The 25,750-nt window shown below is 47.8% G+C and carries 21 protein-coding genes; 4 read left to right on the top strand and 17 right to left on the bottom strand.

Annotation, left to right across the window (positions count from 1 at the left end; translation table 11 throughout):
• Positions 1-29: 29 nt before the first annotated feature.
• Positions 30-1,346, bottom strand: coding sequence for a xylose isomerase (gene xylA, locus MHB46_RS18925; protein WP_341163107.1), 1,317 nt, complete (start codon positions 1,344-1,346; stop codon positions 30-32).
• Positions 1,347-1,480: 134 nt separating this feature from the next.
• Between xylA and MHB46_RS18920 the strand changes: the two genes are divergently transcribed.
• Complete coding sequence (locus MHB46_RS18920; protein ID WP_341163106.1) at positions 1,481-2,653, top strand: ROK family transcriptional regulator; 1,173 nt, start codon at positions 1,481-1,483, stop codon at positions 2,651-2,653.
• A gap of 180 nt (positions 2,654-2,833) precedes the next feature.
• Here the strand turns inward: MHB46_RS18920 and MHB46_RS18915 are convergent, their stop codons facing one another.
• Both MHB46_RS18915 and trxB read right to left on the bottom strand, forming a co-directional pair.
• Positions 2,834-3,064, bottom strand: coding sequence for a glutaredoxin family protein (locus tag MHB46_RS18915; protein ID WP_007432162.1), 231 nt, complete (start codon positions 3,062-3,064; stop codon positions 2,834-2,836).
• A gap of 58 nt (positions 3,065-3,122) precedes the next feature.
• Positions 3,123-4,064, bottom strand: a complete 942-nt coding sequence (gene trxB, locus MHB46_RS18910; RefSeq protein ID WP_023990316.1) for a thioredoxin-disulfide reductase — start codon at positions 4,062-4,064, stop codon at positions 3,123-3,125.
• Between the two features lie 281 nt (positions 4,065-4,345).
• Between trxB and MHB46_RS18905 the strand changes: the two genes are divergently transcribed.
• Complete coding sequence (locus MHB46_RS18905) at positions 4,346-5,077, top strand: ZIP family metal transporter (RefSeq protein ID WP_013311970.1); 732 nt, start codon at positions 4,346-4,348, stop codon at positions 5,075-5,077.
• Between the two features lie 81 nt (positions 5,078-5,158).
• On the opposite strand, the gene MHB46_RS18900 is transcribed toward MHB46_RS18905, so the two are convergent.
• Entirely contained in the window at positions 5,159-5,620 is a 462-nt protein-coding gene (locus MHB46_RS18900) for a hypothetical protein (protein ID WP_341163105.1), read from the bottom strand.
• Between the two features lie 10 nt (positions 5,621-5,630).
• The gene (locus MHB46_RS18895; protein WP_341163104.1) at positions 5,631-6,185 is read right to left on the bottom strand and encodes an NAD(P)H-dependent oxidoreductase; all 555 of its coding nucleotides are present in this window, start codon (positions 6,183-6,185) and stop codon (positions 5,631-5,633) included.
• A gap of 132 nt (positions 6,186-6,317) precedes the next feature.
• Here MHB46_RS18895 and MHB46_RS18890 point away from each other — a divergent pair, with 132 nt between their 5' ends.
• Together MHB46_RS18890 and MHB46_RS18885 are read left to right on the top strand one after the other, a co-directional pair.
• Positions 6,318-6,953 (top strand): HlyD family secretion protein, encoded by a 636-nt coding sequence (locus tag MHB46_RS18890; RefSeq protein ID WP_103050342.1) that lies wholly within the window; start codon positions 6,318-6,320, stop codon positions 6,951-6,953.
• Between the two features lie 9 nt (positions 6,954-6,962).
• Complete coding sequence (locus MHB46_RS18885) at positions 6,963-8,486, top strand: DHA2 family efflux MFS transporter permease subunit (protein WP_165179334.1); 1,524 nt, start codon at positions 6,963-6,965, stop codon at positions 8,484-8,486.
• A 141-nt stretch (positions 8,487-8,627) separates the two neighbouring features.
• Here the strand turns inward: MHB46_RS18885 and MHB46_RS18880 are convergent, their stop codons facing one another.
• From MHB46_RS18880 to MHB46_RS18825, 12 genes are all read right to left on the bottom strand, one after another.
• Positions 8,628-10,610 carry a heavy metal translocating P-type ATPase gene (locus tag MHB46_RS18880; RefSeq protein WP_341163772.1) on the bottom strand — a complete coding sequence of 661 codons (1,983 nt, stop codon included), beginning with the start codon at positions 10,608-10,610 and terminating at the stop codon, positions 8,628-8,630.
• A gap of 308 nt (positions 10,611-10,918) precedes the next feature.
• Complete coding sequence (locus MHB46_RS18875; protein ID WP_341163103.1) at positions 10,919-12,370, bottom strand: PEP-utilizing protein; 1,452 nt, start codon at positions 12,368-12,370, stop codon at positions 10,919-10,921.
• A gap of 306 nt (positions 12,371-12,676) precedes the next feature.
• Complete coding sequence (locus MHB46_RS18870) at positions 12,677-15,118, bottom strand: heavy metal translocating P-type ATPase (protein WP_341163102.1); 2,442 nt, start codon at positions 15,116-15,118, stop codon at positions 12,677-12,679.
• A gap of 187 nt (positions 15,119-15,305) precedes the next feature.
• On the bottom strand, positions 15,306-15,674 hold the full coding sequence (locus MHB46_RS18865) for an ArsR/SmtB family transcription factor (RefSeq protein ID WP_007432172.1): 369 nt from the start codon (positions 15,672-15,674) through the stop codon (positions 15,306-15,308).
• A 158-nt stretch (positions 15,675-15,832) separates the two neighbouring features.
• Entirely contained in the window at positions 15,833-16,954 is a 1,122-nt protein-coding gene (locus MHB46_RS18860) for an NADH:flavin oxidoreductase (protein ID WP_341163101.1), read from the bottom strand.
• A 203-nt stretch (positions 16,955-17,157) separates the two neighbouring features.
• Positions 17,158-17,493: a cytochrome o ubiquinol oxidase subunit IV gene (gene cyoD / locus MHB46_RS18855; RefSeq protein ID WP_013311980.1), complete on the bottom strand. Its 336-nt coding sequence runs from the start codon at positions 17,491-17,493 to the stop codon at positions 17,158-17,160.
• On the bottom strand, positions 17,494-18,102 hold the full coding sequence (cyoC, locus tag MHB46_RS18850) for a cytochrome o ubiquinol oxidase subunit III (protein WP_341163100.1): 609 nt from the start codon (positions 18,100-18,102) through the stop codon (positions 17,494-17,496).
• On the bottom strand, positions 18,102-20,078 hold the full coding sequence (locus tag MHB46_RS18845) for a cbb3-type cytochrome c oxidase subunit I (protein ID WP_013311982.1): 1,977 nt from the start codon (positions 20,076-20,078) through the stop codon (positions 18,102-18,104). Before MHB46_RS18845 ends, cyoC begins: the two co-directional genes overlap by 1 nt.
• 25 nt (positions 20,079-20,103) lie before the next feature.
• Positions 20,104-21,087, bottom strand: coding sequence for a ubiquinol oxidase subunit II (gene cyoA, locus MHB46_RS18840; protein ID WP_165179329.1), 984 nt, complete (start codon positions 21,085-21,087; stop codon positions 20,104-20,106).
• A gap of 346 nt (positions 21,088-21,433) precedes the next feature.
• On the bottom strand, positions 21,434-21,682 hold the full coding sequence (locus tag MHB46_RS18835) for a hypothetical protein (protein WP_061828909.1): 249 nt from the start codon (positions 21,680-21,682) through the stop codon (positions 21,434-21,436).
• A gap of 222 nt (positions 21,683-21,904) precedes the next feature.
• Positions 21,905-23,251, bottom strand: coding sequence for a GH1 family beta-glucosidase (locus MHB46_RS18830; RefSeq protein WP_341163099.1), 1,347 nt, complete (start codon positions 23,249-23,251; stop codon positions 21,905-21,907).
• Positions 23,248-25,725: a glycoside hydrolase family 95 protein gene (locus MHB46_RS18825; RefSeq protein WP_341163098.1), complete on the bottom strand. Its 2,478-nt coding sequence runs from the start codon at positions 25,723-25,725 to the stop codon at positions 23,248-23,250. The genes MHB46_RS18830 and MHB46_RS18825 overlap by 4 nt, the downstream gene beginning before the upstream one ends.
• Positions 25,726-25,750: the final 25 nt, after the last annotated feature.

Here is a 25,750-nt window from a genome sequence, read left to right as displayed (position 1 = left end):
TTATCGTACAGCCCTTATAAGTTCTGATATTAGTCAGCTAAAATGTATTGATTTAATGTTGCTTTCAGATATTCCTGACGACCGGATACGTTTTTACGTGGTGTTTCGTTCGCCAAAGCATATTCAGCCAGAGAAGCAAGCGATGCTTTTCCGGATACGATGTCTGCTCCAATACCTTCTTTAAAGCTGCTGTAGCGCTTCTCAATAAAGTCTTCAAACACACGATCCTCGATCAGTTTAGCGGCTACCTTCAGTCCCTTCGCATACGTATCCATACCTGCGATGTGCGCAAGGAACAAGTCTTCTGGCTCAAATGATGCTCTGCGCACCTTAGCATCAAAGTTGATACCGCCACGGCCCAAGCCTTCATTTTGCAGCACTTCATACATGGTTAGTGTGGCATCATACAGATCAACCGGGAATTCGTCCGTATCCCAGCCCAGCAGCAAATCTCCCTGATTTGCATCCAGTGATCCCAGCATGCCGTTAATCCGTGCTACACGTACTTCATGATCAAAAGTATGACCCGCCAAAGTTGCATGATTAGCTTCCAGATTAAGCTTGAAATGCTGATCCAGATCATATTTTTGCAGGAAGGCAATCGTCGTCGCCGCATCAAAATCATACTGATGCTTCGTTGGCTCCTTCGGTTTTGGCTCAATCAGGAACTGAGCGTCAAAGCCAATTTCACGCGCATAGTCTACGGCCATATGGAACATACGTCCCAAATTGTCCTGCTCCAGCTTCAAATCTGTATTCAGCAGTGTTTCGTAGCCTTCCCGGCCTCCCCAGAAAACATAGTTGTCTGCGCCCAGACGTTTGCCCACTTCCAGCCCTTTCTTAATCTGGGCAGCTGCGTGTGCGTACACATCTGCATTGCAAGTCGTCGCAGCTCCATGCAAATAACGCGGATGACTAAACATGTTCGCCGTGTTCCACAGCAGTTTTTTCCCTGTAGCTTTCATATGTTCCTCAATTAGATCCACGATGGTATCCAGATTGCTGTAAAATTCCTTCAATGACGCGCCTTCTGGTGCAATATCCACATCATGAAAAGCAAAATAAGGTAAATTCAGCTTATCCAGCAGCTCAAAGGCAGCCTCCACACGTGCCTTCGCCAAATCCAGCCCGGTAAACTTGGACCATGGACGTTCCGCTGTTTCTACACCAAAAGGATCGGAGCCGCCTGCAACCAGTGTATGCCAATAGGCCATGCTAAAACGCAAATGCTCCTCCATCGTTTTTCCCGCTACAATTTCCTGTGGATTATAAAATTTGAACGCAAAAGGATTGTCGGATTGCTTGCCCTCAAAGTTAATTTTAGATACCTGTTCGAAATAAGCCATTATAAGTTCCTCCTTTATAGTAAACGTTTACAAAAACGATTCTAGCACAGCCAAAAGACTTTGTCTATTGCTTAAACTAAGTTTGTTTTTATGATATAATATCAGGAATTACACCAACAGGAAGTGAATTAACCATGAATGTCACTGGCGATCAGGCGCTTGTCAAAAAGCTAAATAAATCTATTGTGCTGGAGCGTATTCGCCTTCATGCTCCGCTATCCCGGTCACAGTTATCCAGTCAAACTGGATTAAACAAGGCTACCGTCTCCAATCTGGTGGCAGAACTCATCACCGATGGACTTGTATATGAGACGGGATTAGGGGAATCCAGCGGCGGGCGTAAGCCTTTAATGCTGCTGTTCAACAGCCGTGCAGGCTTTGTACTCGGTATTGAGGTGAGCGTACAGTACATCAAGGGCGCTCTGACTGATCTGGCAGGCACCATTGAAACTGAGCTTACCCTTTCCCTTACTCAGCATGATCCCGCCTTTGTTATGGAACAGATTCGAAAGCTCGTTCAGGAGCTCATGCAGGCCACTCCTCCCTCCCCTCACGGTATTGTCGGCATTGGGCTGGGGGTGCCGGGTATGGTGGATGAAACCGGAACCGTTTTGTTCGCACCCAATCTGGGCTGGGAAGAGGTTCCGCTGCGGCAGCAACTTGAGACCGAGCTAGGTCTGCCCGTCGTAGTGGATAACGAAGCTAACGTCGGCGCACAGGGCGAGTTGTACTATGGGATGGACGGCGATCACCGACAGCAGGTGCGGGATCTGGTCTACATCAGTGCAGGGTCCGGGATCGGGGCCGGGATTATCATTGATGGCAAACCGTATCAAGGAGCTTGGGGGTACGCCGGAGAGACGGGTCATATGACCATTGATTGGAACGGACGACTCTGCTCCTGCGGTAGTCGCGGCTGCTGGGAACTCTATGCTTCAGAGAAGGCGTATGTAGCATCCACATTGAAACTACCTGCACAGAATACAGCGGAATTACTGCCATTTGCTCAGCAAGGTGAAGCAAGTACATTAAGCGTCCTTGATGATATTGGGCGATATTTGGGTGTGGGTATTACCAACATTGTGAACAGCCTCAACCCCGGAATGCTTATCATCGGCGGTCCACTGGCGGAAGCCAGACCTTGGTTGGAGCAAAGCATGCGTGATGTGATTGACGAACGTGCCCTGCCCTATCACCGTCGGCAACTACAGATTCGTTTCTCCACGCTTGGCAGCCGTTCGACGATGCTAGGTGCCGCCTATGCGGCAACAGCTCCTTTTCTGGGGCGAGTACGCGTGTCTTTATAGAAGAAAAAGCGTACGGGAACACTTAGGTTCCTGTACGCCCACTTTTCTCGGAATTTTGCAAAATCCTATAAAAAAGATTAGGGACTATAAAAAGGCCCCCTCCGCAGTATGTAACTGCGATGGAGGCCTTATCTATACCCTATAACGATCCACAGGACCGTTGTCTGCTCTTAGGTTGGATTAAGCGTTCAATACTTTTTCAAACTTGGTTTTGTTCATACCGGAAATACGTTCTTCTCCGATCAAAGTCAATGGAACGGCACGAATGCCCATATCCCAAACCTCTTGTGCAAAAGCTTCATTGGTTTCAATGTTGCGTTCTTCGTACTCTACGCCTTTTTCACTCAAATAGCTTTTTACTTGACGGCAATGCGGGCAGTTTGTAGATGTGTATACTATTGCTTTTTCCATGAATATCACCTCATCATTTATTTTGTTACAACATATTTATTCATATTTCCAAGGATCATTACAGGGCCAGTGCGCTGTGCTCCAGGCTTTCGATGTACTTCTCGCTGTCCATAGCAGCCATGCAGCCACTACCTGCTGCGGTAATCGCTTGTCTGTAGCGAGTATCCTGTACGTCACCACAAGCGAATACGCCAGGCACGTTTGTTTCGGAAGTACCCGGATTTACGACGATATAACCGTTCGCATCCGTTGTAATTTGCCCCTCGAGGAAGCCTGTATTCGGATGATGACCAATCGCCACGAACACGCCGCTAACTGTAATGATTTCCTCTTCACCTGTTGCATTATTCAGTACTTTCAAGCCAGTGACTCCGTTCTCGTCCGCAATCACTTCTACAGGAGTACGATTAAGCGCCCATTCAATTTTGTTGTTCGCACGAGCACGATCCTGCATAATTTTGGAGGCGCGCATTTCTTCACGACGATGCACCAACGTTACTTTGGAAGCAAAACGAGTCAGGAAATTGGCTTCTTCCAAGGCAGAGTCTCCACCGCCGATGACAACAATTTCTTTGCCACGGAAAAAGAAGCCGTCGCATGTTGCGCAAGTGCTTACGCCACGTCCGATATTATCCTGTTCACCGGGAATACCCAGATATTTGGCAGTCGCCCCTGTGGAAATAATCAGTGTATCAGTAACCAGTTCACCCAAACCTTCTACATCCAATGTAAATGGGCGAGCCGTTGTGTCTACCTTGTTTACCCAGCCGGTGCGGAATTCAGCGCCAAAACGCTCCGCTTGCTTACGCATATTATCCATCAAATCGGGTCCCATGATTCCTTCAGGAAAACCTGGGAAATTTTCGACTTCCGTAGTCGTAGTTAACTGTCCGCCTGGCTGTGGTCCTTCGATCACCAGTGGGCTCATGTTAGCGCGTGCCAGATAAATTGCAGCGGTCAAACCGGCAGGGCCGGTACCTATAATAATGGACTTGTACATATCTTGGTTCCTCCTAAAATATCATAAGTATTATATAACGAGTTTTCAGCACCGGGTGCTGGGCAACTGCATATACTCTAAAAGTAATTCCACCAGAAGCTTATCCCAAAATGCGGACACCCGGATATTGCAAAAACGAATCACTTGTTTTGTAGCTTCTTATGACTTAGACTGATTCTAAATCCTAATTTCATTATGCGGAAATAGCTGTAAACAGTCAAATGAAGTTTTCATGAAGCGAAGCTTAAAGATAAATCAGGTATGGAGGGATTATCCCGATTATGAATGACGTTTTTGTAGGTAGCTTTATTTCTGCCCTGTCCACTGGACTCGGCGCCGTGCCCATACTGTTTATGCGCAATATCACGCATCGGCTTCGCGATGTTCTGTTGGCTTATGCCGCAGGAATTATGACCTCTGCATCCGTGTATAACCTCATTCCCGAAGCAATCCAGCATTCCAATTGGTTCGTGCTGACTGCGGGAATCCTGCTCGGCTGTCTCGTATTACTGGTGATGGAAATGTACATTCCCCATGCGGATTTGGAGGACCCAGACTCCAAGACCTTTCAACTGGAGTCCAAATCTTTTCTCATTATCGCAGCTATTACATTGCACAATTTGCCAGAAGGACTCTCTGTTGGGGTCAGCTATGCAAGTGAAACTCACAATCTCGGCAATCTGATCGCCTTCTCTATCGGCCTGCAAAATGCCCCGGAAGGCTTTATCGTAGCGTTGTTCCTTGTGAATCAAAATATCGGCCGTTTCAAGGCATTGGGCATTGCTACCCTCACTGGAGCCGTGGAAATCATAACGAGTCTGATCGGCTTTTATTTGAGCAGCTGGGTGAACGGACTGGTACCTTACGGCCTTGCTTTTGCCGCCGGAGCCATGATGTTTATCGTCTACAAGGAACTGATTCCCGAGAGTCACGGGGATGGCAACCAGCGGATCGCCACATTCTCTTTTATTCTCGGCTTAATTACGATGATTGGGCTAACCGAATGGCTATAGCCGAGCAACACAAAAAGGCTGCCTTCTGCCTGTAATCCAGACAGATAAGTAGCCTTTTTAGCATGTTCACATGGAGATACCTCATTTTTTTTGGTTCATGGAGCGCAGTGCTTCACGGTACTGCTCGTCCTCACTTTTGTGAGTCTCCTTCTCTCCATTGGATATTTGGGAACGTCTATCCTTTTCTTCGTCCTTTTTGGCAAAACCACGTAAAGCCGCACGATAATCCTGATCTCCGTAAGCATCTTTGATATTCTCGCGATCCTTTTCCACCTTCTTATCCGTCTGGATATCAGGCATATTGCGATGCTCCTCGGCATGGTGTTCTTCGACGTCGAGATTTTTATGCTGCATCTCTCGCGTTTGATCTGTCAATTCACGCACCTCGGGTTCCACCTGCACAGGATAAGGACGTTTGCTTCTTTGCCGTGTATCCTCTTCGGTGGGCCGAGTCTTGGGAGAGGACTTGCGCGTCATCTTCGTATTAAATACCAGCAAAAAAATAAAGGCAACCGCAGCTACTACGATAAAAGCAATGGTCATCGGCGGCCTCCTATTCTCTTTCAGCGCTACGGTACCGTCCCGCTATCTCAGCGACCCGTTTGCCCAAAGAGCGACCTAGTGCAAGATCATCACCCGTTGGAAGATTAGGCGGTCCATTGGGGTCTGTCTCCACCGGACATGTTATCCCTACGCCGTAATAGGAGCCGTATAACGCATTTTCCGTAATATTAGCGGGCAGTCCTACAATAATCATGCCTTGATGAAGCATCGGAGTAATCAAATTTAGAAGCGTGGATTCCAATCCACCATGAACGGTAGCGGTTGTGCAAAACACAGCGCCGATTTTATCCACCAGCTTGCCCTGTGCCCACAGATACCCCAGCTTATCAATCCAGCTTTTCAGACCGCTGCTGATCGTACCAAAATGGCCTGGGCAGCCCCATATAATCGCGTCCACACTCACTAGCTCATTCACATCAGCCTCATTCACATGCTTTAACAACACTTCTGTGTGCTCAAGGTGTGCTCCTTCTGCGATCGAGTGAGCAAGACGTTCGGTATGCCCATTTTCACTGTCATATACAATCATGATTCTGGTCGTCATTATGCGCATCATCCTTTGTCAGCAAAATCATCTTTTCGCATGCGCTCTTAACCTTGCCCAAAATCCAACTGAATATTATGAAACGTTTGACGCATACTTTGAAAATCCAAGAACTAGGGAGGCATGTTACACATGAATTCACGCGCCATATTAGTCAACCTGCTAGTGATTATCATTATTCTGGCAGGAGGTGGAGCCGCCGCCTATTACTACAATCAATCCGCCAACTACATAAAAACCGATAATGCGCAAGTGAGCGGACAAGCGGTTACCGTTGCCTCTCCAGGCGCGGGCAAGCTCACAGGCTGGAATGCTGAAGTTGGCAAAACCTACACTGCTGGAAGCACACTTGGTAGTGTTGAGGGAGGCGGAAGCCGAATTAGCGTTACGATTCCAACCGATGGTACTATCGTGCAGCAATCTGCGGTCAACAACTCGATTGTTGGGGCGGGCACACCTTTAGCGAAGGCTTTTGATCTAAACAATTTATGGATTACTGCCAATATAGATGAAACGGCTGTACAGGATCTTCAGGTAGGACAGACGGTTGATGTATATATTGATGCTTACCCGGATACGTCTCTGAGCGGTAAACTCGAAAAAATCGGCCTGGCAACCGCATCGACTTTTTCTTTACTGCCCACTTCCAATACCACTGCCAACTATACCAAGGTGACGCAGGTCGTGCCTGTCAACATTTCCATTCAAGGTTACAAGGGGCTGGGTATTATCCCGGGAATGAGTGCGACCATCAGAGTTCACAAGTAGGAGGCTGTCATGGATCAAAAAATGTCCGTCGGACGTATTCTGTCCGTGCTGCTGCTAGGCGCCTTCATTTCGATTTTGAATCAAACGCTGCTTAACGTGGCCATTCCACACTTGATGAATGATTTCAATGTGTCTGCCACGACCGTTCAATGGCTATCCACCGGATATATGCTAACCAACGGGATTTTGATTCCTATCACCGCTTTTCTGATTGAGTCATTCGGAACACGTGCGCTATTCATCTCCGCGATGGGGTTATTTACTGCGGGATCTGTCGTCTGCGCTGCCAGTACCGGCTTTGCGCCTATGCTGGTTGGACGCGTTATTCAGGCCAGCGGAGCAGGCATTATCATGCCTGTAGTCATGAACGTGTTCCTGACTGTGTTTCCTCCGGAAAAACGGGGCGCCGCCATGGGTACCATGGGGATCGCCATGATGTTTGCCCCGGCGATTGGACCAACTTTATCCGGCTGGATTGTGGAGCATTACAGCTGGCGACTGCTATTTTTACTCGTTATTCCGCTGGCAATCATTGATATTCTGTTTGCCATACGCTGGCTCAAAAATGTATCCAAGCTAACAAAACCGAACTTTGACCTGTTGGGAACCATCTTTTCCACACTGGGCTTTGGCTTCCTGCTGTATGGCTTTAGTTCAGCTGGAGACAAGGGCTGGGATAGCAATACGGTAATACTTACACTCGCTGCCGGGGTTGTGTTTATTGTATTGTTTATCGTGCGCGAGCTGAATATGGTACAGCCGATGCTGGAGTTCCGTGTGTTTAAATATGATATTTTTACTGTATCGACCTTAGTTGGGGCTACCGTCAACATGACGATGTTTGGCGGGATGCTGCTGCTACCGATCTATTTGCAAAATATACGCGGCTTTACACCGCTGCAATCCGGTCTGCTGCTGTTGCCGGGTGCACTGCTGATGGGTGTGATGTCACCGATATCAGGGGCAGTATTTGACCGTATAGGCGCAAGGCCGTTGGCGATCATTGGACTGATTATTACGGCAGTCACGACATGGGAATTCAGTCTGCTGACCGATGCCACCACCTACGGACATATTATGATCATCTATACGATTCGCAGCTTCGGAATGTCATTGCTGATGATGTCCGTCCAGACAGAAGGGTTAAACCAGCTGCCTCCCCATCTCGGCAGCCATGGTACAGCCATGTCCAATACAGTACGGCAAATTGCCGGGTCTATCGGTACCGCTTGGCTCATAACTGTAATGAGTAGCCGGACCACGATTCATGTAGCGGATTATGCGAATGTCGCTACCACCGCCAATGTTCCTTTAACCGAAGGGGTAGCACAGTTGGGACAAACCCTCGCGCAAACAGCGAGCATTTCAACAGAAAGTGGTTCATCGTTGGCGCTACAACAGGTGTACCGAAGTGCCGTTACAGAATCAACGATCCATGGCATTAATGATGCCTTCATCATTGCTACAGGGATTGCACTAGCGGGGCTATTGTTTTCCTTGTTCTTGCGACGGTCTACGCCGCGCCGAAGATAGACGTACAGCGTTGGCGAACAAGAGGTATAAGATGAACTTGCCTTTCAGACAGGCTGGTACTGTAAAAGAAGGAGCATTCACCCCTTGGATTTTAAGAGGTATGAATGCTCCTTTCTGTTTGTCATCTTGTGATTATTAGTCCTATGACCGCAATAAGCGCAGGCCATTCAAAATGACAAGTAATGTGCTGCCTTCATGTCCAATCACCCCAAATGGCAGGGCTATATCTTGCACAAAGTTGCTGATCACAAGCAGCAAAATGACACTTACCGCGAAGATCATATTTTGTTTGACCACCCGCTGCGCCTTGCGCGCCAGTGCTATCGTCGGAGCGATCTCCTCGATTCCATCGTTCATCAATACCACGTCAGCGACCTCTAGCGCTGCTCCGCTGCCATGCATCCCCATGCCTAGTCCTACGGTTGCCGCAGTCAACGCTGGAGCGTCATTCACACCGTCGCCGACCATGACGACATGCCCGTACTGCTCCCGCAGCATGCGAATATGGCTGACTTTGTCCTCCGGCATTAAGCCAGCATATACGGCGTCGACTCCGGCCTGCTCCGCGATCACAGCAGCCGTTTCTGGGCGGTCTCCGGTCAGCATGACGACCCGGATCCCCTGCGCTTGCAGGCGTTTCACGGACTCTTGGGCCTGCGGACGCAGCTCGTCGCGTAGTGCCAGCATCCCGGCAATCTGATCATCCGTGAGGATAATGGATACGGTTTTGCCCTCAGCTTCCAGCCGGGCCCGACTCTCCATCCAATCTGGCTCTGCCAGAGAACCAGGTCCATCCAGTACATTTGTACGACCGATTTTCCACTTCACCCCGCCTATGATGCCTTCCATTCCCCATCCGGTGAGTGCCTGCACTTGCTCGGTTGGGAGAAGATCTCTCTGTCCCAATTCAGCTTCCGCTTTGGTTACAATCGCTCGCGCCAGCGGATGCAAAGAATAACTTTCAATTGTAGCAACAATGTGCAATAGCTCATCGGCATCGTATTCTGCGGCGGTAATCCAATCCGTGACGACAGGTGACCCCATCGTTAACGTGCCTGTTTTGTCAAAAGCAACAACAGAAGTCAATGCCATATTCTCCACATGTGCACCACCTTTGAACAGGATGCCTCGTCGGGCACGGTTGGAAATGGCCGATAGCATCACTGGCATAATGGATGACACGAGCGCACAGGGTGAGGCCACGACGAGGAACACCATAGCCTTGTAGAACGCTGCTGCCCACGTCCAGCCTAATGCTATGGGTGCACCGGCAATGACGATCAGCGTGACAGCAACAACAATTCGGGCGTACACCGATTCGAACGTTTTAATAAACCGCTGGGAATCGGGAACTTCGGTCTGGGCCTCTTCCACCATACGAATGATTTTTGAAAATAAAGTGTCCTCTGAGGACTGACTAACCTCTACATATAGCACGCCTTCTCCATTGATGGTGCCGGCATATACTTCGTCACCTTCCACCTTATTTACCGGAACAGATTCACCGGTAATTGATGCCTGATTCACTGCCGAAACGCCCTTGGAGATTCGGCCGTCCGCCGGAATCAGTTCGCCCGGCTTCACCAGCAGCAGGTCGCCTGGCAACAGCTGCTCAATGCCGACCGTTTCCGTTCCCTCGCGAGACAAGCGCAAAGCCGTTTCCGGCTTCAACGCCATAAGCTCAGAAATATCCTTACTACTACGCTCGGTGGTATAGCTCTCCAGCGCACCGCTGAGTGCAAAAATAAAGATCAGCATGGCTCCTTCATTCCAATAGCCAATGGCCGCAGCTCCTAGGGAGGCAGCGATCATGAGCAGATTAACATCCAGATCATGTTCTCGGATCAGTGTTTCGACCCCTTCTCTGGCTTTGGACCAGCCCCCAAGGGCATAGGACACTACATACAGAATGACCGATAGCCATTGCCACCAATGTGAGACTCCCCATGCCATCAGCATCAGCAATCCACTACCTAGAGCAGCTTGCATCTCCTTATTTTTCAGCATGCTTTTAAGCTGAAATTGCGGCTTGCGATTCGGACCGGGTCGTCCGCTGCCACTGTTTTTTGAAAGGGTTCGGTTAGAGGGAGACAATGTATCTTGTAATCGTTGAGCAGCTTGCATCATGTCACGTTCCTTTCCATATTTTGTTCCTTGTACTAGCATTTCATTGAGAATGATATCCATTGTTAAGTGCCCTAAAATAGCACATGCTGCTTCGGGAAGTCCGAAGCAGCATGTTTGACAATGAGAATGATAATCATTTTTGCATCTATACAATTATTTTGGATTAGCGAAACTTTTGTTTTATTATATACCTTTTCTTTTCCACTTGTAAACCAGCAATGGCCTAAATAAAAAAAGATACCCGCGCAAACACCGCAGGTATCCTCCATATTTAAAGCATCCTATTCCAAGAATTCCGGTTATCTTCAGGCTAAAGGAAACTTCCACGCATGATTGTGTGCAGTTCCTGAAGTGTGCTGACGATCTCCGGGCTGTTGCAATCCCAAACGCGCAGCCGCAAGGCGTGCAGTGGGAACCGCTGTGTCCGGGCAAATGACCCCCGTCAACTCATTCTCCAAGATCGAAATTCTATCCAGAGAATGGTTAATTTCATCTATTGCTACCCATAAAGGAAGCTCAGGCTTTACACGTCGAACAGCTTCCATTATGCATTTTATCGTATCACTATTATTCTCATGACCATCGACACCGGATGGAATCAACTGATCCTCAGCCCTAATGCCATCGGATGAAGTTGGTATGACTTCTAAGATGACCGTATCGGCAAAACGTGCCAGATCTGCAGCTTGAGCTACCTGCTTGATCTGTCGTACGCTCACTTCGGACATGTTATTGGAATTGGCTGACTCCCCCGACCGTGCGGCTTGCCTGTTCCCTGTTTGGTTTACGTTAGGCACCAAAGACGGGTCAACTGTCAAAAGCACACCTACCCGATATGGAATGCACCGAAGACGCCCGCATAAAGTCTGCTCTGCAACGCCGTCAATCCAGTCTCGCGTTGCCCGGAATTCGTCCACGTCAGCCGGATTGCGCACTATAATCTCCAGCTTGGGTTCTCCCCCCTGCCGCACGCTCCGCAACGCCGCACGCAGTAATGCCTCCAGCTGCATATCTTGCAAGCTTCCAATACCCACTGCATTGTTCTGCTCAATTAGGGCTATAGTGAGTGGTGATCCGTTCAAAGACTCGAATAAGCTTTCATATTGTGTTTCCAGCAAACTGATAATTCGACGGGACAAATGCTCACACAATCCAGGCAGGCCAGATGCCTGGTTAAAGGTTTTGTACGTGTCAGATGCACGTGAACCGGGAATAAGGATGGGATCGGGCTCCCCGTCAGGGGCATGAATCGTCTGTCCAGACTCTGCTACGTCCAGATAGGCATAGCATAGTTTCCCTACACGGCCAGATGCCAGTGACAAGGGACCATGCAGAAGACTATAACCGTCATAACTGCCTATTTCTGATGCTGTCTCTGTGCTTATACGACTCAAACTTGCAGGAGCATCGGCATAAATCCGTATGGAGGTGCGCCTGTATTCATCGCTCCATTTTAGGAGTGTACCCATTGCTTGCCCAATATCGTTGCCGTTATTCAGCATCGTTTCCTCAAGTAATTCCGGATTCGCAGCCATCAAAGCCTCTGCTCGACTGATTACGCCCTGCTCAGCTAAACCAACCAGCCAGCCCAACGGATCTTCCTCCTGCGTAGCAGATACTTCATGGCTGCCTGCCTTTAGCGTCTCCATAGCCAACCTCTGTGCAGCAGCCTCCATACCCGGCTCTGGAACTTTGAGATCCCGGCTATTTTTGCCACCCAACAGCTCTGCGAATACATGCATCAGTTTAGCCTCCATGCTATTAATCCATCCTTTCTTCCGTCAGCAAGTTGGCACACACGAATTCGACTACCCCTCCAAATAAAGAAAACGCTTACCCATAATGGAGCAACCGAATCTTACATGGGCCTTACTTGTAAAGCCCCTACCTTAACGTATTAGGCACGCCACACATTTATACATTTCGGCACAACTACCCTACATCCCAAAATAAATCTCTATCCTGCTGGTACAAGACCACTCGAAAAAGGAACCTATAAAATAAACACCCCCGGTCTTCACAGGATGCCTACATCCGATGTTAACCCGGGGGTGTTTATTTTTTTACTCGTAAGAACGAACCTTCAATACACGCATCACATTCAATACGGCTAGCAATGTTACACCTACATCGGAAAATACAGCCTCCCACATAGTAGCAATACCGAATGCTCCCAGCGTAAGAAACACTGCTTTGACACCTAGCGCAAATATAATGTTTTGCCATACGATACGACGTGTGCGCTTGGCGATATGGATCGCCGTAACCAGCCTTGAAGGCTCGTCGTTCATAATTACGATATCTGCCGCCTCAATCGCAGCATCCGATCCCAAACCGCCCATCGCTACACCGACATCTGCCAGCGCCAGTACGGGTGTATCATTAATCCCATCGCCTACGAACAAAATTTTGTCGCTCGTTTTTTTACTTACAGACAACTGCTCGATGGCTTCGGCTTTGTGCTGAGGTAACAGTTCTGCCCGTACTTCATCCAAACCCAACTGTCGTCCTACGGCCTCGGCAACAATCCGATTGTCACCCGTCAGCATGATGGTTTTCACCACACCCAACTTTTTCAGTGAAGCAACCGTTTGGGCTGCGTCTTCCTTAACCTCATCTGAAATCAGAATGCACCCGGCATACGTTCCGTCTACAGCCACATGTACGACCGTTCCTTCATCCAGCGTCCCTGCTTGCTGCGCCACGTTAAAAGCCACATGCTCCCGCTCCATCAGCTTGGCGTTTCCGGCTGATACCAGACGACCATCAATTTGTGCCTGAATCCCGTGACCGGATATTTCACTATATTGCTGAACCCGTTCTGCTCTGAGTTCTTTACCGTAGGATTCACGCAGAGAAGCAGCAATAGGATGTGTGGAATGCAGCTCCGCCAAAGCGGCGGTTTCGAGCAAGGTTTCGTTTGTAAAATCTCCGGCAGGATAAATCCCTGTTACACGGAAAACACCTTTGGTGAGTGTGCCTGTTTTATCAAAAACAGCGTATTTCACATGATTCAGAGCTTCAAGATAGTTCCCGCCCTTGATCAGGACACCTGAACGGGAGGCTGCCCCAATTCCCCCAAAGAAGCCCAGTGGAATGGATACTACCAGCGCACAAGGACAAGAAATAACGAGGAAAACAAGCGCACGGTATACCCAATCTGCAAATTGTGCACCTGGCACAACAAGCGGTGGAACAACCGCCAACAACAGCGCTACAATAACCACTACTGGAGTATAGTATCTGGAAAATTTCGTGATAAACTTTTCAGTCGGCGCTTTTTTGGCACTCGCATTTTGCACTAATTCCAAAATTTTCGAGACCGCCGATTCACTAAATTCTTTGCCAACCTCTACCGTTAGAAGTCCGTTCGTATTGATAAATCCACTCAACACGTTGCTTCCCGGCTCTACGGTACGAGGCACGGATTCACCAGTCAACGCAGAGGTATCCACATGCGATTTACCATCTATAACTTTACCGTCCAGCGGGATCTTCTCGCCCGGCTTAATTACAATCAAATCCCCAATGCGAACGTCTTCTGGGGACACTCTCCGTAAGGACTCAGCCGTCTTCAGGTTGGCATAGTCCGGTCTAATATCCATCAGATCACTGATGGACTTACGTGAACGGTTAACTGCGATGCCTTGAAACAGCTCTCCGATTTGATAAAAGAACATGACAGCTACGCCTTCCGGGTATTCCCCAATGGCAAATGCACCAACAGTAGCCAGCGTCATCAGGAAGTATTCGTCAAAGGCCATTCCACGCACTAAACTGCGTGCAGCCTGCAAGACAACATCACCGCCAACGATGATATATGCCAGTAAAAATAGGGCCAGCTTGCCTACACCTTCGACAGGTAACCACCAGGCAATAGCCGCAACGACCGCACCAATAGCCAAACGCGCAATCATGCGGCGCATACCGTCCGTACCGTGATCATGCGTATGCCCAGCGTGGCCATCATCTCCATGCGAATGTGAATGAGCGTGGTTGGCTTCACCATGTTCGTGCTCTGCATGGTGGTTGTGATGCTCGTGTCCATGATCGCCGTGGTTGTGTCCATCGTGCGTATGGGCTTGCTTGCCATGTGCTCCATGATGATGATCAGCGTGGCTGTGAGCCGCATGTTGCTCGACCTCGTGTGTATGCCCTTCACCTTCACTATGATGTTTATGACCGCATGCACAATCATCTGTGCAGTCTGACTGTACTGCACCAGCATTGCTTCGACTGTCTTCATGCAGGCGGCCACGAGCATTTTTCACAACCATTCGAACATGCGGCTCGAGTCTTTGAACCTTCCGTTCAGTCTGGCGAAAAACCTCTTCTTTTTGATCCGAACTTGTGGTCATCGTCAACGTTTTCGTAACAAAATTGACCGAGCAATCCAGGACCCCTTCTATTTTACTGACTCCATTTTCAATCTTTAGAGCACAGTTGGCGCAATCCAAACCTTCCAAAATCCATTCATGCCGTTCCGTTCTTTTTAGAGCATCCATAATCATTGGCCTCCAATTAACTATATATGAGCAACTGTTCATATATTATTTGTTAAGGCCATTATATTCAGGATCAGGGTCAAAAGTCAATGACTATAGCCCTTTTTTAACAAAAAAATCGACTTCAACGGACAAACGCCAAAAGAGCGCCAATCGCTTGGCGCCCTCTGTTGTTTTATCCCAAAAATTATTGATGTGATATGTGCTGATGGGTTTGCAAAAAAATCTGCTCCACATGATTATCATCCAGTGAATAAAACACCGTCTTGCCTTCTTTGCGTCGTTTGACAATACGCAGGTTGCGCAAATAACGAAGCTGGTGGGATACCGCAGATTGTCCCATGTTCAACACCTGGGTCAGATCATGAACACACAGTTCTTTTTGTGCCAGGGCATAAATCAGCTTGATTCGTGTCGGGTCACCCAGTGCTTTGAACAGCTCCGACATTTTGTATGCGATGGAATCCTCAACAAGGGAAGATTTTATGCGCTCAATTTCCTGATCTGAACCGTGACAAGCCGGCTCGCAATCCAAAGCTTCCGTTTCAGAATTCATCCTTTTCACCCCGTGTATTTCGACTTGATGCTCCTATTATAGCAAATTCGTAGAGTTTACGAATAGCTTATATTACAGCTTGCCCTGTAACAGAAAACTTCCAAGTCTCAATGCTTGCCTAACACTACAGCTTTACACTACTTAGAGCTTAATAAAGCTTAATTCAACGTTTTTAATACTTCATCACTGTAAGGAATAATTTCATTTATTTTTTGATCACGTAACTTCACCGCAAACGCTGGATCAACCAGCAAAGCACGTCCAACCGCAACCAGATCAGCTTCCTCTCGTTCTACTTGCCCCACGAGTTGTTCTAATCTTGCCTCTACACTACTGGATTGATCGGTTTGACGATTATTATTTTCCAAATCACTCAAAAACGCCTTCTCCAAACCAATCGAGCCCACAGTAATCACTGGCTTGCCTGTTATCTTTTTGGTCCAAGCTGCCAGGTTTAGATCAGACCCTTCAAATTCCGGTTCCCAAAAACGGCGGCTTGAGCAATGGAATACATCCACCCCGGCCTTCACTAATGGAGTGAGAAACTGTTCAAGTTCCTGTGGTGTTTGGGCCAGCTTTTCTTCATAATGGTACATCTTCCACTGGGAGAATCGCAATACAATTGGGAAATTCGGTCCTACTGCACGACGACAAGCCTCAATGACCTCCACCGCAAACCGAGTACGCTGGACCAAGTTGCCTCCGTATTGGTCGGTGCGCTTATTGGTTTTGTCCCAGAAAAATTGATCGATTAAATAGCCATGTGCTCCATGAAGCTCAATACCGTCAAAACCCACTCGCTGGGCATCGGCAGCGGCCTGTGCATAAGCTGAAATAATATCCGCAATCTCAGCCTCCGTCAATGGCTCAACCACCTTTTCGCCGGCGGGAGAGATACCGGATGGACCGACAGGCAATGCCTCGGGATTCGGTTGATTATCTGCACCTATTTTACGGGCCGCACCCACATGCCAGAGCTGCGGTATAATCTTGCCACCTACCGCATGAACCTCCTCAACTACCTTGGCCCACCCCTTTAATCCCTCACCATAAAAATTAGGAATGCTTGTGTGCTCCACAGCTGCGGGATGATTAATAGCAGTCCCCTCTGTAATAATCAATCCAACTGCATTTTCGGCACGGCGACGATAATACGCAGCCACGTCAGGCCCTGGAATACCTTGAGGAGAAAAATTCCGTGTCATTGGCGCCATAACAATCCGATTGGGAAGAGATAAATTACCTAACTTAAAAGGTTTAAACAGTAATTCTGTGTTCATTACTTTTTCCTCCGCTCTCCACTAGTATTATCGTTTTCACTCTACTGTTATACAATTCCATTTTACACATATGTAAACTTGAGTTCAAGAAGCCACAGTTTTTATTTTAATAAGCTACACAAAAAAAGAAGAAGCGGCTCTAAGTCCGCTTCCTCTTTCCTAATTCGTTTGTACTTGAGTGATTTTGCAAAAATTTCAACTTATTAGTGTGCTACCATGTTGTATTCCATAATCCATACAGAACCACCAACAACAGTCAACAGGATAACTACCCCGAAAATCAAAGTCATGACATTCCAGCGCGGTCCATTGCTCTCACGAATGTGCATGAAGAAGAAAAGCTGAACCAGAAATTGCAGCACTGCCGCGGCTAAAATAACAACCATGGTCGAAGTGCGGCTCAACATATGATTCATAACCACACCGAGAGGAATGATGGTCAGTACGATGGACAGAATAAACCCGATAACATAGGATTTCACTGAACCGTGAGAATCATCATGACCATGCGAACCCGCTCCTGTTTGATGCTGTGCCATCTACATCACCCCCATCAAATAGACGACTGTCAGCAAGAAGATCCAGACAGCGTCCAAAAAGTGCCAGTACAAGCTCAATGCCGAAACTTTCCCCTTCGTCTCTGGTGTAAGCCCGCGTTTTTTCAACTGGAACATGAGTCCAATCATCCAAACCAGACCTAACGAAACGTGAAGTCCGTGCGTTCCGACTAAAGTGAAGAATGCCGACAAGAACGCACTGGTTCCAAAATTGGCTCCTTCGTGTACCAACTCAACAAACTCGTAAACCTCAAAACCGATAAAGCCAAGACCCAGGATCGCCGTCACGATTAACCAGTTAATTAATCCCTTCATGCTTCCTTTGTTCATGGCCAACACAGCCAGACCACTTGTGAAGCTGCTCGTGAGCAAGAGGAACGTTTCAACAATAACGCCCGTCATGTTAAACAGCTCTGCGCCACCCGGTCCTCCGGCTGTGTTGTTCCGAAGGACGACGAAGGTTGCGAACAAGGTACTGAACAGGATTACGTCCGTTACGAGGAAGATCCAAAAACCAAGCATCTTCAATTCTTGCGGATCGTGATGCCCGTGGTCATGATCATGGCTTTGGTGTGCTGCAGCTTGTGCCATTATACAGACCCCCTTATTGCCGCTTCCGTGCGTTTTACTTCATCCGCAGGGATATAGTAGTCGCCATCATAGGAGAAGAACGAACGGCAAATCATACAAATTGCCACACCGATCAGTCCTGGAATATAGAAGAACGACCATCCGAATACGAACCCGAAACCTGCAATGAAAAAGAATACCGACATAATGAATGGAATCGCCGAGTTCTTCGGCATATGAATCGCTTCAATTGGCGGTTGCTTTCTGAAAATACCTTTTGCACGTTTATCTTTTTCTGCCCACCAGTCATCACGTTCTTCTACTTGTGGAATGGTAGCAAAATTGTACTCCGGTGCAGGTGAAGGAATCGACCATTCCAACGTATGGCCACCCCAAGGATCGCCTGTTGTATCCTTCAGCTTACGGTAATTCTTGATGCCCAAAAGAATTTGAAGAACCTGGAACAAGAAACCAATCCCCATCAAGAATGCCCCAACGGTCGAAACGAGGTTAAGCGGCTGCCAGCCGGTATCCCAGCCGTAAGTGCTCAGACGACGCGTCATACCCATCAGACCGAGAGAATATTGCGGAATAAAACATACATAGAAACCGATGTTCCAGAACCAGAAAGCCCATTTACCAGGCGTTTCAGGCAATGTGAAACCGAACATTTTAGGCCACCAATAGTACAGACCTGCCAAGTAACCGAACACTACACCACCAATCAGAGCGGAGTGAAAGTGAGCGATCAGGAAGTAACTGTTATGGAACTGGAAGTCAGCAGGCGCTACAGACAACATGACGCCCGTCAAACCAGCAATCAAGAAGTTCGGAATAAAAGCAATTGACCACATCATAGGAGTCTTGAATGTAATCTTACCCCGATACATCGTGAACAGCCAGTTAAATACTTTAACCCCTGTCGGTATTGCGATAACCATCGTCGAAATCGCAAAGAATGCATTAACATCTGCTCCTGATCCCATCGTGAAGAAGTGATGCGCCCAGGTGAAGAAGGACAAGATCGCAATAATGAACATGGCGTAAACCATGGACTTGTATCCAAACAATTTCTTTTTGGAGAATACGCTGATAACCTCGGAATAAATACCGAAGGCAGGCAAAACTACAATGTATACCTCAGGGTGACCCCACATCCAGATCAAGTTGATATACATCATCGGGTTACCGCCGAAATCAAGCGTAAAGAAGTGTCCTCCTCCGAAGCGGTCAAGGAACAGCAATGCCAAAGTAACCGTCAGAATCGGGAATGCGAAAATGATAATAACACATGACGAAAATACGGACCACGTAAAGACAGGCATTTTCATCCAAGTCATACCAGGTGCACGCATTTTAATAATAGTAACAATAAAGTTGATACCCGTAGCCAATGAACCTATACCCGAAATCTGAATACCCCAGATATAGAAGTTCTGACCGACGCCAGGACTAAATTGCAGTTCTGAAAGCGGTGGATAACTCAACCAACCTGCGTCTGGCGAACCACCGATAACGAAGGACAGGTTGAACAACATCGCTCCCATAAAGAAAAGCCAGAAGCTCAATGCGTTCAGGAAAGGGAACGCAACGTCGCGCGCACCAATTTGAAGTGGTACGGCAATGTTAAACAAACCAAACATCAACGGCATCGCCATAAACAGGATCATGATCGTGCCATGTGTTGTGAAAATCTGGTTGTAATGCTCAGGATGCAGTAGTGTAACATCCGGTGTAGCCAGTTGAACACGCATCAATAATGCATCCACGCCTCCGCGGAATAACATCAAGATGGCCGCAAGAATATACATAATACCGACTTTTTTATGGTCAACGGTAGTCAACCAGTTTTTCCAAAGCCAGCCCCATTTTTTGAAATAAGTGAGCACAAACACGATCCCGATTGTTGCCAATGCGATGGAGACGTCCGCTCCATAGATCATCGGATCTCCAGTAACGAAGAAAGTGGATGCAAACTCTTTTATTTTGTCAAGCATTGGGGGCCTCCTTCCCTATAATCATTTAATTGTGTCCGCTCATATTCATATGACTCATGTCCATTGCCGCATGATCTTCTGCGCCGGACTGAGAAGAACCTTCTGTGGATGTAGCTTCACCATGTCCAGCATGTGGGTTAGAAGCACCCTCCACTACATACTTGTTAACAATGTCTTTGAACAAGCCATCTGGAATCGAAGAATACTCATCAGGCTGGGACAAACCTGGTTTTGCAAGCGCCAAATAGCCGTCTTTCGTCAGCGGCTTAGACTGCTTTTTGATGTCAGCGACCCAGTTTTTATACTCTTCATCCGACTGGACTTCTACATCAAAACGCATTTGTCCAAAATGCTCACCGCTAAAGTTTGCACCCGAACCAAAGTAAGTTCCTTCGTGATCGGCCTGCAAATGCAGTTTCATAGCCATGCCTGACATGGTGTAGATTTGTCCGCCCAATTGCGGAATCCAGAACGAGTTCATCGGGGCGTCAGCAGTCAGTTCAAAACGGACTGGAACACCTTTAGGAATGTGAACTTGGTTAACTGTAGCTATACCTTCCTCTGGGTACATAAAGAGCCATTTCCAGTCCAGTGAAGTCACTTGAATGGTTACTGGCTTTTGCGTACTTGCCAACGGCTTGGAAGGCTCCAGCAAGTAGGTATATCTTGCAGTAATGACCGCAATAATACAGATAACGATAATTGGAATAGCCCACCATGTGGTCTCCAGCTTTTTGCTGTCATCCCAGTGGGGTTGATACTTCACCTTGTTTGTCGGTGTATCACGATACCGCCAAATGATGAAGAAAGTCAAAATCATGACCGGTACAATTATTAGCGCAGACAATGCCGTTGTAAGAATGATCAGCTCTTTTTGTGCTTGCCCAACGGGTCCTTTCGGATCGAAAACAACGTATTTTCCGCCAGCATAAAAACACGTCCAAATGAGCAATGCTACCGTGAGCACGGTCAAAACCAACGCAATAATCGCTTTTGGTTTTTTGTTCATGTTGTTCCCCTCTCCTTAAATAATAAATTACTCAAAACTTTACGAACTCCTGTAATGTTGCCCCTATATAAGATAGCAGAAAAGTGGCCACTTTTTTTATTGTTAACAGAATTGTCGATTATTTGTCCGTTTTTTGTGAAAAACATCTCTAAAAATAAAATTTCTCTTGCAAATTCAAAATTTCTTATTAATACAAAGATGACATAATAAAAACGTTATTTGTGTATCTTAAAGAAGTTATATTAAAGAAAAAAGCGGGACTCCTTACAGTTATCATCCTACACTGCTCGAAGCCCCACATTGTTGTTTTCAGCATATATTTGCTTTAAATCATTTTTAAATTGTATTAACTGCGGCCGTTTTCCTGGTCTTCCTTCTTGCGGGCAATGACAAATGATTTCCCAACTAGAAAAATAAAAATCCCGGCAACAACGCAGCCAATACCTGTCATTAAATATATATTCCGATCAGTTAAATTACCTATATCAAGCAAAATAAGGATAATACCTGCAATACAGGCGATCCAAGCGATAACAGATACCGTCCGGCTCATTTGCCCGTCAGTTGATCCTGATTTCCTAAAATTTGCAGCCATACCCTCCACTCCCTTCGGTCTAAAATAATTTTTAACGCCCTCGTCCGGTATTTTTGTCAGTATGCACATATCTTGCTTCTTTATTCCTTGGTCTCTACATACCTGAAACAACCCTCTGCATATCTTGACTATTATTACCCCGGAAGACCCAGTGTTCAAACAAAAGGGAGCAGAGACAGGCCTAAATCTGCCTTATTTTCAAAACATCTCTTCGTTTATCGTTTAACGTCTGGTCTCCAACCAGTTATTACTTATTACATTTCGATACCAATAGTAACTTTCCTTCGGGGTGCGGACCTGTGTGCGGAAATCGACATGAATCATGCCAAATCTCATATTATATCCCTCTGCCCACTCAAAATTGTCCATAAGTGACCATGCCATATATCCTTTGACATGAAGGCCGTCATGAATAGCCCGGTGCACCTGCACCAAATGCTGCTGCATATACGAAATACGACGGTCATCCTGAATCTTGCCATTCACGACATCATCATTGATGCAAGCCCCATTCTCTGTGATATAAATATCGAGGTTACCGTATTTTTGCAAATAATGCAGTACCTCGTACAGCCCACGCGACTCCACTGGCCAACCGATATCCGTTACAGGTAGCCCCATATTGATTTCTTCAGATTGAAGAAACCCGGCTTCAGGATTAAAACGATTAACTGACATAGCATAGTAATTGATACCGATCATATCAATAGGCTCGCCGATAATATCCATATCCCCATCCTGAATAGGCACGGTGGCTCCCTGCTCCGCAAACCAGTCTACCAAAAACTGAGGATACGAGCCTTGATAAATAGGTTGAAGAAACCAGTCACTGTGCAGGGAAATGGTGCGCGCACAAGCGGCTTTATCTTCCTCAGATGTGCTGTAAGGAACAGCCCAGGAGACATTGGGAGCGATACCGATCTGACCACTGGTGCCCAGCTCGCGGAAACGGCGCACAGAAAGACCATGCGCAACTAGCAAATGATGTCCTACATCAATGGCTGTCTGAAGATTTGTCAGACCCGGAGCATGAGCACCCAGCATATTAGATAAAAAGGCGATGCACCATGGTTCATTGAATGTTAGCCAATGGTGTATTTTACCGTGAAACTCGCGGAACATCGTTTCTGCAAACTGGACAAACGCTTGAATCGTGCGACGATTCTCCCATCCTCCAGCATCCTGAAGCGCTTGAGGCAGATCCCAATGGTACAGTGTACAAAACGGTTCAATCCCATTTTCGTTCAACAAATCGACTACGCGATGATAATAGTCCAATCCTTCTTGATTGACTTCACCGTCACCATTGGGAAATATACGCGGCCAGGACACTGAAAAACGGTATGTACGAATGCCCAGTTCCTTCATTAGGCGGATATCTTCCTCGTAGCGATGATAGCTGTCACAAGCTACATTGCCGTTATCACCGTTGAATACTTTGCCAGGCGTATGGGCAAAGGTATCCCAGATTGACAAACCTCTCCCATCCTCCTTATAAGCTCCCTCGATTTGATAGGCTGCCGTCGCGGTCCCCCACATAAAGTCCTGCGGAAATTGAAAAATGGTCATATTGTCTCTTCCTCTCTTTCAATTATAATCGTATGTCTGTTCGTTATTTCCTGCTCTTTGGTAAAAATCCATGACAAAATAAATCCTCCATGCTCAGGATCAGGCAGAGCCTGACGAGCATCTGCGCTAAACGGATGTGAATAGCGAATCGTGCAGCTTCCCGTCTGGACAGACGCGGTCAATTCAGCACGGACGAGCCTGGAACCAGACCATTCCATGCCGACCGTCATCCCGCCATGCCCCTTCAATCCACTGACCCGTCCCTCCGACCATGCCGTTGGCAAGGCAGGCAGTAACGTCAGCTCTCCCGGACGGCTTTGTAGCAGCATTTCTGCAATCCCCGCCGTCGCACCAAAATTACCGTCGATCTGAAAAGGCGGGTGAGCATCGAATAAATTAGGATAGATCGATCGCGACAGCAAGGTGCGAACATACCGATGTGCGGCGTCGCCATCTTCCAGCCGAGCGTACAGGTTAATCAACCAGGCACAGCTCCATCCGGTATGACCACCACCGTGATCAAGCCGTCGACGCAGCGATATGCGGGCTGCCTCAGCCAGCTCCGGGGTATCACGGATGTGAATTTGTCGACCGGGATATAACCCATATAGATGCGAAACATGTCGATGCCCAGGCTCCGCTTCCTCAAAATCGACAAACCATTCCTGTAACTGGCCGTGACGTCCGATTTGATAGGGCATTAACCGTGCCCGTGTCTCCTCGCAGCGGTTGCGGAATTCATCGTCTAATTCCAGCAGGTCCGCAGCTTGAATGCAGTTATCCAACAGCTCCCGAATCAGCGTCATATCCATGGTGGAGCCCATAGAGATACTGCAATCCTCGCCGTCCGACGTTTTGAATTTATTTTCAGGTGATGTAGATGGACATGTCACAAGCCGACCCTCCGGGCCTTCCACGAGCCAGTCCATGCAAAAGGCTGCCGCCCCCTTCATGAGGGGATAAGCTTGTTCTGCCAAATAGGCTGTATCCAGGGTAAACAGATAGCGCTCCCATAGGTGAGCAGTTAGCCATACACCCCCAAGCGGCCAAAACGCCCAACTGGCATGGCCCCCTGAAGGTCCGGCGTATCTCCACACATCTACATTGTGATGAGCTGCCCACCCTTGAGCACCATAATGGATGGAGGCTACCCTCCGTCCCGTACGAGCCACTTCTCCAATCATGTGCAGCAATGGTTCATGGCACTCGGCAAGATTGCATACCTCTGCGGGCCAATAGTTCATCTGAGTATTGATATTGGTTGTATAATTACTGTTCCACGGCGGCTGCACACGGTCATTCCAGATGCCCTGAAGATTGGCAGGCTGACTCCCCGGACGCGAACTGCCCATGAGCAAATAGCGGCCATACTGAAATAACAGCACCTCCAGCCCCAGGTCGGCCTGACCTTTCTGATAACGTTCTAATCGCAGATCGGTCGGTAGAACGGAGTCGTCGGTTAGAGTATCACCTCCCAGTTCTAATGCAACGCGGTCAAACAGCTTTCGATGATCCTGTTCATGGCGTTGCCACACCTGCTCACTTCCCAGCGAAATTGCTTCGTCTAAAATGACTTGACATGCTTCTGCTGATTCCGTTGCATCACTATTCGGCATAGCATGAAATCCCTGAAATCCGGTAGCTGCTGCCAAATACACCGTGATTTTATCCGCGCACGAGATGATCAGTGCTCCATCAGCACCCTTCGTCAAGGTTCCTCCCTCAGGAATAACCCTCGCCTGAACTGCAAAAGCCATCCCCAAATCATTTTCATAAACGACAGACTGTGGATGATTGCCATGATAATTAGATTCCACATGACTGGGCGCTCGCCCAGTCAACGTAATAAAGTCCCTGATCGGCTCATCGGATGGATCGCCATTATCGCTATCCCATTTGGATGAATCACCAAAATGTGCATCCTCTCCAACCTCGTCTTCACAAGGATGGGGGGAAGTGATGCGCACAGATGCATGGATCTTCCCAAGCTTATTCGCAGTCAGTGACACCATCATGATTCCATCTGGCGCACTGGCGATAACTTCACGAGTATAGCGGACTCCATCACTTTGAAAAGTGACCGCTGCCGTTCCAGTCAGCAAATCCAGTTCCCGTTCATAATGCACAATTTCCCCTAGGCCCTCCTGCGTAATCCACAAATCTCCCAAAGGCTGATAGGCTTCCGTATCGCGACCTAGCATATTCGCATTAATCAGTTGTTCCGCTTCCTTGTATTTTCCATCTGCAATCAGCTTTCTGACAGGTTGCAAATATCGCAAAGCATCATACTGAACGCCGTCTCTGGGAAACCCGGACCAGAGCGTATCCTCGTTTAATTGCAAATGCTCCTCTCTGATTCCGCCAAATACCATAGCTCCCAGTCTTCCATTGCCGACTGGCAATGCTTCCTCCCATGCCTCAGCAGGCTGGCGATACCATAAACGCAGGGACTGTGGCCTTTTGCCTTTCGTCACATCAAACCCTCCCCCATCAAGATGA

The sequence above is a fragment of the Paenibacillus sp. FSL H7-0703 genome (assembly GCF_038003485.1).
GTDB classification, from domain to species: domain Bacteria; phylum Bacillota; class Bacilli; order Paenibacillales; family Paenibacillaceae; genus Paenibacillus; species Paenibacillus polymyxa_B.
Note: the sequence above shows the minus strand (reverse complement) of the source record. Positions and strands in the feature narration are given on the sequence as shown.